General features: G+C 53.1%; 9 protein-coding genes and 1 tRNA gene. 3 read left to right on the top strand and 7 right to left on the bottom strand.

Annotated features, from left to right (window positions below):
- The 3 genes from IGR76_12130 to IGR76_12120 form a co-directional block, all read right to left on the bottom strand.
- A partial coding sequence (locus tag IGR76_12130; protein ID MBF2079236.1) for a phytochelatin synthase family protein occupies positions 1–665 on the bottom strand: 665 nt, incomplete at its 3' end.
- Positions 666–693: 28 nt separating this feature from the next.
- Positions 694–1,059: a hypothetical protein gene (locus IGR76_12125; protein ID MBF2079235.1), complete on the bottom strand. Its 366-nt coding sequence runs from the start codon at positions 1,057–1,059 to the stop codon at positions 694–696.
- Between the two features lie 189 nt (positions 1,060–1,248).
- Complete coding sequence (locus IGR76_12120; protein ID MBF2079234.1) at positions 1,249–1,857, bottom strand: hypothetical protein; 609 nt, start codon at positions 1,855–1,857, stop codon at positions 1,249–1,251.
- A 93-nt stretch (positions 1,858–1,950) separates the two neighbouring features.
- Between IGR76_12120 and IGR76_12115 the strand changes: the two genes are divergently transcribed.
- Complete coding sequence (locus tag IGR76_12115) at positions 1,951–3,132, top strand: UDP-N-acetylglucosamine--LPS N-acetylglucosamine transferase (GenBank protein ID MBF2079233.1); 1,182 nt, start codon at positions 1,951–1,953, stop codon at positions 3,130–3,132.
- Entirely contained in the window at positions 3,122–4,681 is a 1,560-nt protein-coding gene (locus tag IGR76_12110; protein MBF2079232.1) for a glycoside hydrolase family 1 protein, read from the top strand. The genes IGR76_12115 and IGR76_12110 overlap by 11 nt, the downstream gene beginning before the upstream one ends.
- On the opposite strand, the gene IGR76_12105 is transcribed toward IGR76_12110, so the two are convergent.
- From IGR76_12105 to IGR76_12095, 3 genes are all read right to left on the bottom strand, one after another.
- Positions 4,670–6,076: an MATE family efflux transporter gene (locus IGR76_12105; protein MBF2079231.1), complete on the bottom strand. Its 1,407-nt coding sequence runs from the start codon at positions 6,074–6,076 to the stop codon at positions 4,670–4,672. The genes IGR76_12110 and IGR76_12105 overlap by 12 nt on opposite strands.
- Positions 6,077–6,251: 175 nt before the next feature.
- Positions 6,252–7,637, bottom strand: a complete 1,386-nt coding sequence (locus tag IGR76_12100) for an aminopeptidase P family protein (GenBank protein MBF2079230.1) — start codon at positions 7,635–7,637, stop codon at positions 6,252–6,254.
- Between the two features lie 68 nt (positions 7,638–7,705).
- Positions 7,706–8,797: a hypothetical protein gene (locus tag IGR76_12095; protein MBF2079229.1), complete on the bottom strand. Its 1,092-nt coding sequence runs from the start codon at positions 8,795–8,797 to the stop codon at positions 7,706–7,708.
- Positions 8,798–8,898: 101 nt separating this feature from the next.
- Here IGR76_12095 and IGR76_12090 point away from each other — a divergent pair.
- Positions 8,899–8,971, top strand: a tRNA-Ala gene (locus tag IGR76_12090).
- A gap of 159 nt (positions 8,972–9,130) precedes the next feature.
- Here the strand turns inward: IGR76_12090 and IGR76_12085 are convergent.
- Positions 9,131–9,306 (bottom strand): IS5/IS1182 family transposase (locus IGR76_12085; protein ID MBF2079228.1); only part of this gene is annotated, 176 nt, incomplete at its 5' end.

Below are 9,306 nucleotides of genomic sequence, written 5' to 3'. Positions count from 1 at the left end.
TTGTAGCGAGACACATCCAGGATCAGAAAGCGATCGCTCTCGGCATCGTAGGCCGCCAGAGGCGAGATATGTCCACCGCTTTCCTGCCCGATTTCGCGGCGGAGATAGTTGACCAAAATATAGTTATCCGGATCGTTGAGATTGGCGATCGCCTGTTCCCGAAAGGCTTCTATGGTCGTATCTTCGGCATGAAAAACTTCAACCTGGGTTCCATCGCTTCCGATCAGTCCCCCCAATTCATCTACGGTCATACCCTGCTGCGTTACCATCGCTTCAGATACAACGGCCTCAGTATCAGGATTCTCAAAAAAGTTATCTTGGGTAAAGACGCGAAACTCACCGTACTCTGGCGCGACGGGCGGCGGAACGTCCATGCTGTTCAACACCATCACCATGCTCGCCACACCGCAATAGGCCAGGTTAACTTGGCTCTCAAAATGGGGGCTGAGCACCCAATAATCCGCACGGGCGTCGCTATTTATAAATAGAGCCTGTCCCGCTTCCGAGCTAAAGTCAATCAGATTATCGGGAAGGGGTAAGGTTTGGGCACCAAGGCGATCGCCCAATCCGACTACCAACGATGTGGCGATCGCCAATGGCATTAAATAGCGAGATGGGCGTTTGAAAGAGGATATCTTGAGTTGAAGTAGCGCAGGAGTTCTCATACATTCAAGTTAGATAGAACCTATGTCTTTACTTATACTGTCCAGAGCAGGAATACTTCATTACAGCTTGGTTAAGTGGATCGTCGTCTAGGGTGTACCAATCGGTTGGGTGAGGTTTGCCGTTGAGTTCTATATCGCGATAAAGGTGGCGATCGCAGTCGTATTCTGTCACCGCATAGGTCACATCTTCCGGTTTGGTGACATCCAGCCAATAGGTTTTTAGGCGCACATGATCGTTTTTCGTCTGAATTGAATCAATGTCTATATACTGTTCCTGCATCCCATCAGCGGAGGTTACGATTCGCGTCCAGGTTTCAGCATAAGCTGGACGCGATAGAAGCAAAATACCGAGCGTGATTATGCCTAACACCAAAGCGGTCATACGTTGAATCATTGGGCTCTAATTTGGAGGAGTGCTTTAAAAGTTATCTGTCATGTATCAACGAGTAGTAGATCCCCCTGAATCCCCCTACCCTTCGGGAAGCCGCTTTGCGTCTATAAAAAGGGGGACTGCAAACCATCTTCGGCTCGATTCCCCCTTTCCTTAAGGGGGCTAGGGGGAATCCAAGCTAAGGTTTGTGATCTACTGAGAGTCTTTAACCCAAATCGCTAACCCGCCCCCACGTCCCCGTGCAGCGATAAAGTTTTCCGTTGCGGCAAAGAAGGCAAAAAAGGGAAGTTTTTGTACCATCCCCGAAAGCACATCTTCAACCCTGGCTGTCCCGCCCCGCACATCGGTTTGCCAGAGCGATCGCCCCAATACCTGAATTTGCAGCTTCACGAAATCAAACGCCACAATATTCTTACGCCCCAAGTATCGGCAAACCCCTGAGAATTGGAGCGTCAACCCCGCCAGGGTAATTTGATTCGTAATGGTGCCTGCTTGGTCACCCATCGTCCCATCGGGATAGAAGCTAATGTGGGCGGGGACGCCCTGCGGTAGATACCAACCCCGACCTAGAATGGTATTTTCCTTCTGATGAGCCGCACGACCTGCCGTAAAACACAGCCGCCATTGTCCCGCCATAGCGTCAAAGGGAAGCACAAGATGCTCACGCTTAGCCGCTTTTTCGGCAGCCACCAAGGCTTGAACCACCTCTTGGGAGGATGGGCGATCGCGCTGGTGGGTTCGGTAGGCGATCGCCGCCCGCTCTAAAACTTCTAAATAGGAAGGAGTCGAATTCACTTGCATACCGCTTTCAACCCGTACAATACGCTCAGTTACGCATCTACGCCTAACTCAATATGTTTTGAATAACGTTTTTTAATCGCCCATTATTTCCCTATGACTTCTATCTTAATCCTGTACGCCACCCTTGGTTCGGGACACCTCAACGCCGCCAAAGCCTTGAAAGCGGCCTTCTCCGAAATTTCAGACGTTACCATTGAAATGGCGGATGCGTTGGAATATGCAAGCCCCATCTACCGCAGTGCCGTCACCCAAGCCTACAAACAACTCAGCGAGAAAGTTCCTGCTCTGTACAAAGCCTTTTACGAAGGCAGTGATATTGATGATCTGGAAAAATCTCTGGATAACAATCTAGGTTGGGCACGGTTAGAACGTCCCTTTTTTCGGCAATTGGGACAGTTTGTTAAAAAACGAGATCCCGATGTGATTGTTTGTGTGCAGCAAATTCCAAGTCGGCTGTTGCAGTTGATTGAGAAGGAAGACGAGGTTTCTAAACCTCAATACGTGGTTGTTACAGACGCGATCGCCCATAGCACCTGGATTAATTACCGGGTGAATGGCTACTTCTTACCCAATACGCTGGGCAAGACGATTCTGGTGCAGCGAGGCGTAAATCCCGATATCCTCCATGTCACCGGAATTCCCATCAAACTCGAAGTTATGGAACCCAAAACCCAGGCGGAAGTGCGATCGCGCCTCGATTTGCCTACCGACGTCTCTATCATTAGCCTGCTGGGAGGAGGTTTAAATCCCAAGCGGGTGCGGTCGATGGTGGAAGAACTGCTAAAGATGAAGAATCACCCCGCTATGTTGATTGTGGGGGCAGGCCGCAACGATGAATTACTCGAAGCCATTGAGGATTTAGACGGCGGCGAGCACATTCAACTCCGCAAACTGGGCATGATTGATTATATGGATGATCTGATCGTCGCCAGTGATCTGATCATCACCAAAGCCGGAGGACTGATTACGAGCGAAATTCTGGCACGGGGAACGCCCATGATCCTGGTTGACCCCATTCCCGGCCAAGAAGAGCAAAACGCCGATGTGATTGCCGCCTCTGGAGCCGGGGTGCAGCTCCGACTGTTGGAAATGGTTGCTCCTGCGGTGCAGTATTTGCTCGATCATCCCGATCGCCTAACCGAGATGAGCGAAGCTGCCCACATGCTAGGCCAACCTCGCGCCGCTCTGGACATTGCCGAAACCATCCTCAGCGACTGGCGATCGCACATCGATAGTTCTACACCACAGGTACAACAACAGCATGATGCAGTCTAGGACGTCTTCTTCGCATTCTGCCAAGCCCTCGTTCCTTTGGGGCGTGGCAACATCGGGCTATCAAAGTGAAGGCGGATATAACGGTGACGGCCAGCCCCACAACAACTGGGCACGGTGTGAACAGTATCACCGAGTCATGCCTACGGGAAAAGCCGCTGAGTTTTGGACACGCTACGAAGACGATTTCCAGCGTTGTCGAGACTTAGGGTTAACGGCCTTCCGTTTGGGAATTGAATGGGCACGGGTGCAGCCCTCCTATCGCATGGCCGTGTCCAAGGCTCCAGCGTTTGATACCCAGGCACTCGATGCCTATGGCGATCGCATTGCCGCCTGTCGTCGCTATGGCCTGGAAGCGATCGTGACGCTGCACCATTTTACCCATCCGGGCTGGCTCCCCTTAGATGCGTGGCTTCATCCTGAAACAGTAGACGCCTTTGAGAACTACGTCGCCACTACGGTTCGCCACATTAATCGACGGTTGGTGGATGTTTACCACATGGCTCCGATCCACTGGTACATCACCACCAACGAGCCGAACATGCTCATTACCAATACCTACGTCAGTTCGCAGTTTCCATCGTCGTCGCTGCACGGTGCCAAGGCCATTCCCCACGCCCATAGCTACCTAATTGCAGCCCACATTCGCGCCTACAATCAGATTCACGATATCTACCAAAGAGAAGGCTGGCCGACGCCGATGGTGTCCCTCAACACCTATTGCAGCGACCTCTACTGGTCGGAAAAAATGATCTGGGACATTCTGGATCTTCCCAAACAGGATCTATCGGAGTCGGAACTGCCCGACTTCTGGGAAAGCCGCGCCCTAGAGTTTGACACCATGCTGAACACAGCTAATCTGCCCTTCCGCAAGGATCTACCCTACCGCATCGGTCGGGTGCTGCATCGCTGGGCCAATTGGTCTGGTAAGCGTCTGTTTACGCCTGCCGCCCTTCAGGCTTGTCTACAGGAAATCGATGCCTCCCCGCGTTCCAAACTGTTCGACTTTATCGGACTGGACTACTACGATCCCTTTGCGGCGCATGTGCTGCGGTTACCGTCCTTTTCCGACTTTGAGTTTAAAGTGAAAGACTTTCGCGGATGGCTGATGAGTGGCATCACTAGCAAGTGGTGGGACTGGCGCTGCTTACCGGAAGGACTCTATGTGTTCTGTAAGCACTACGCTGAGTCCTACGATCGCCCCGTACTGATTGCTGAAAACGGGATGGCTCTGCGCCGTAAGCCTGACAATAGCGTTGCCACAACCCGTGGCGACCAGCTTCGCCGCAGTGAATTTTTAGAGGCTCACCTGCGTCAAGTTCACCATCTTTTGAAAGATCAGGTTCCGCTGGTGGGCTATATGCACTGGTCGCTTACGGATAACTATGAGTGGGGGTCTTATACGCCTCGCTTTGGTCTATTCAGCCTTGACTATGCCCACGGCACTGAGCGGTCAGCCGTCGATCATTTGGGCGATCGCCCTGCTGAAACCTACCGACGGCTGATTCAAGCCATCAATGCTGACCTGGGATTGGTCTCTTCAGTCCGGTAGGGAGTTTGTGAGGGTGCGATCGCCAAACAGGGCATACTTTAGGGGCGGCATCACGCTAAATCGCCAGGTGAGAACGATCGCCGCCATCATCAGGCCGAACGCTAGTCCCAGCCATAGCCCAACCCCAGCTAAGCCCATTTGGAACCCCAACACATAGCCACTAACCAGACCGACGCCCCAATAGGCGACAATGCCAATGATCATAGGAACGTAGGTATCCTTGAGGCCGCGCAACGCACCTGCCGCACAGATCTGAATCCCATCCACAATCTGAAATAGAGCGGCAACCCCCAACAGAGATTTGGCGATCGCCACCACGTCTCGGTTAGCGGAATTGTCTAGATCTAAATACAGCCCCACAATCGTTTCAGGAGCCAGCCAAAATAAGATGCCCATTGTACTCATAAACAGAGCCGCAAGGGTAATGCCTGTGTAGCCTGCCAGCCGTGCCCCTAATCCATTGGCCTGTCCTAGATACTGTCCCACTCGCGCCGTGGTCGCCAGGGAAATTCCCAGGGGAACCATAAAGGTGAGGGATGCGGTTTGCAGGGCAATGTGATGGGCAGCCAGTGTGCTTGTCCCCAACTGTCCCATCAGCACTGTCGTCATGCTGAATAAACCGACCTCTACCCCTGCTAACACTCCAATGGGAAGCCCAATCCGCAGAAGTTCAAGAAATGGACGGGGGGCAAACCGATGGAGATGGTGCAGAATTCGGTAGTGGCGCAACTGGGGTTGAATCAGGCTGTAGGTTAATAGACCGAAAAACATGCCCCACAGCGATAGACAGCTTGCCCAGCCAATGCCCGCTAATCCCAAGGCTGGAAGCCCCCATTTGCCAAACATCAGCCCATAGTTAGCGACAATGTTGAACACCGTTCCCAGAATCACGGTAATGATGATGGGGCGAGGCTGGGCAAGGGCGGCCAACCAGTTCCGTAATACTGCAATGCCTAATCCCGGTACGATGCCCCAGAGGATGGCGCGAACGTAGATCTGCGATCGCTCCACAGTTTCCGGATTTTGCCCTAGGGCTAGCAAGATAGGTTGAGCCTGGTACAGCAGCACCATGCAGGGCATGACCAACAGCACAGCCAACCAAAAGCCTTGCCGCACCACGGAACCCACTTTCTGATGGTTGCCTGCGCCAAAGGCTTCTGCGGTGAGGGGACTGACGGCTGACACCAACGCCGCACTGGTCAGCAGTAAGGTATTGAACATTACGGCTCCTAACCCTCCGGCGGCAATGGTATCGCTCCCTAGCCAGCCCATCATGACGGTATCCACAAAGGAAGTAGCAGATTGGGCCAGTTGAGCACCTACGAGGGGGATGGCTAGATGCAAGCAGCTTTGAATTTCCGAGACGAGCGTAGATGTCGTTACAGATCCTTTCATAATTCACACCCAAAACAAAACGCCCGCAAATGGGCGCATCTTCATACGACAGACCCTCAGTGGGGGACGGGTCAAAACGTCCTACGGGCTACTTAGCTTAGTGGACTAGAGTTGAAGACTACAACGCCCAAGAGGATGATTTCGGCTAACTGGTATAGATCGAGTCAACAGTCTGTCAGGATACTAAATGCTCAACGGCCTCTGGATGCGTTGGAATTGCAGACGTCAGGATTTCATGGCCTGTTTCGGTCATGCGGACATCGTCTTCAATGCGAATCCCACACACATCCGAAAACTGATTGAGCCGTTCCCAGTTCACCCAGCCTTCCGCGTGCGATTGCCGTTCGGGATCGTTCAGCAACGCAGGAACTTGGTAGAACCCTGGCTCAATGGTCACGACCATACCCGGCAACAGCGGACGATCTAGACGGAGATAGCACAGACCAAAGCGATCGCTGCGGCTGCGTCCTGGCGCATATCCAGCGAGATCGCCCAAATCCTCCATGTCATGGACATCCAGCCCTAATAAATGGCCGACACCGTGGGGGAAAAAGAGCGCGTGAATATCCTGTTCCACCAGATCTTCGGCACGGCCCCAAAGAATCCCCAGATCCACCAACCCCGCTGCAATCACCGTCGCTGCCATCAGGTGAATATCGCGATATTCAACCCCCGGTTGCAGATTGCGAATGCAGACATCGTGGGCGGCCAACACGACATCGTACACATCTCGCTGGGTCGATGAAAATTTTCCCGATACAGGCCAAGTGCGGGTCACGTCCGACGCCCAACCGCTGTTGGCCTCTGCCCCCACATCGGCTAGCAAGAGATCCGTATTCCGCAGTTCATGGCTATAGCTGGTATTGTGCAGCACTTCGCCATGCACCGTCACAATGCTGCGGTAGGCGGGTTCCATGTCGTTCGCCAGGATCACCTGCTCCATAGCTGCCCGCACTTGGGCTTCGGAGGTAGCTTTGCGGGTAGCGGCCATCCCAGCCCGATGGGCCTGTGCCGTCACCGCTGCGGCTTTGCGAATTTCGGCGATCGCCCCTTCGTCATGCTGCAACCGCAGTTGCACAATCGCTTCTGCCAGGGTGCGATCGCCATCCTGAAGTCGATGGTGAGGTGAAATAACTCGATTGAGAACCTGGGACTGGGCGGCGTGAGTCTTGGGATCTTGGACGGGAATCGAGGCTGCCCCTTCGGCATAACGTTGCAGCAACGAGAGGGGGTACGCGGCATCGGCACCGATATGCCGTGCAATCTCATCCCGTGTTAGGCGTGACCCATGCCAAAGCAGATCGGCATCGGAGGGATTATCCATGAATAACTCGGTGCGATCGTTCTCTAACCGAATCGCGGCATTCTCAATCGACAGTCCCGCAAAGTACAGAAAATGGCTATTGGCTCGAAAAGGATAGGTATTGGCCGGAAAGTTTCGGGAAACAGATTGCCCAGACCATAAAATAACAGGGCAATCCATCTGGGCTGTCAAAGCCTGCCGTCGTCGTCGAAGTGTTTCTACCAGCAGTATTTTTTGCTGTCGGTCTTGGATTTGCATACCCAACTACTGTCCAACCTATGAGAGCTTAAGAGAAGCGAGCTAAACTACCGCCCGCAGGGCTGCACCTACTCATCCATTTGCCACGGATCGAGGGTGTAATTTTCGTCCAATACTCGCTTCGGCTTAAGAATTAGGATAACCCGTCCCAGAATTGGATGCTCTGATTCCACCTCACTCCACTGAATCTGCACCGTATCACCCTGATCGATCAGGAAGTAACTATCCGCATTCCAGGTACGCTGCGCCCGGTCAACAATCACCAGCACCTCTTCGGGATGATCTTGCTGAAGTTCGGGAATGCGATCGCCCTCCGTCAAAATCGCCACGGGATCCTCCGCATTCAGGATGACCTGCCAACCGGGGATCGCTACCCACGCGCCCTCGCCCGCAAAGCGCACCATGCGAAATGCCGTTTGCTCATCCACCAACGGAACCGCTCTCAAGTCCGCCGCCGTAATGGGAAACTGACCTACAACAGGCACGATGCGGGGCATCTCCTCTTCTGACCCAACGCGATAAACGGGCATCATCGGTGCGGATCGGGTGCGAGTCACGGTAAAGTCGGTGAGCAACTGTTCCACCTGTTTCCGGGCAGAGATACTATTTGCAAACTGAAGCGCTTTAGCAATCAGGCGCGATCGCTCTTGGAGATCGGACTGCTGTTTCGCCAGTCGCCAGTAGTGGTAGGCCACCGCATCTGCAGCGGTAGATTCAAACCCTTCGGGTGGTGTAGAGAGTCGGGCAAAGTCGCGCATCGCTTTTGCGACTTCTCGCGCCCCTTCGGAATCAATGCCCCGTTCGACGAGTAGGGTTGCCGCCGCCGCCCGATCTGTGTTGGTCAAAATCCGCAGTGCGTAGAGGGAATCACTTCCCCGCTGCTCAAAGTGCGATCGCACCGCATCGGATACGCCTACACTCACAATGGATTCAAAAACCTGCATGGCGACAATAATCTGATTTTGATGGACAGGCTCAAACCCCGTATCCTCAAAAATCGCCTGGGGATTGCGTCCTTGCTTCTGTAAAAGCTGACAGGACTTCCCCCATTCCACCCAATTCCCCTCTTTCCGACGGAGCGATCGCACCAGATCGGCAACGGTATCGGCATCTAAAGATGTAGCTTGAGGCGTTGAATCATCGGTGGGTTGGAAGGTCATACGACGGGTATAGCAAGAAGAAAGACTCCTCTTCTATTGAACCGCAATCCCGCGATCTTGACGAATGCTTCGGAGTCGGAGAAGATAGTATACGCATGGACGGGGCTATAGCGCAGTTGGTAGCGCACCTCAATGGCATTGAGGGGGTCAGGAGTTCGAGTCTCCTTAGCTCCATTAGATTCTCGACTTTCTCGCATTTGACTCCTGTACAACTTCCTACACCATTAGGTAGATGACAGAGATCCAAGTCAGCTTTGGGAAATTCAATAGTTCCCACCGGCTTTGTTGCATGATTAGAAGGATGATCAGGCTCACCTTGAGGTCGTCCGGGTATTAAGCTTCGACTTTGTAGCTATCGGGTTTAGCGATCTGAATCATGCGGTTGAGCGCAACACATTTGATGAACAATTCCACGGCTTGATTGTCAAATTGACGTGCACTGAGATTGCCCCCAAAAATAGTCTTAAAGCGGAACATGGTAGTTTCAGCAATCGAACGACGATGATAGC

The sequence above is a fragment of the Synechococcales cyanobacterium T60_A2020_003 genome, from assembly GCA_015272205.1.
In the GTDB taxonomy this organism is placed as follows: Bacteria; Cyanobacteriota; Cyanobacteriia; order RECH01; family RECH01; genus JACYMB01.
This window is presented reverse-complemented; position numbering and strand designations above follow the sequence as displayed.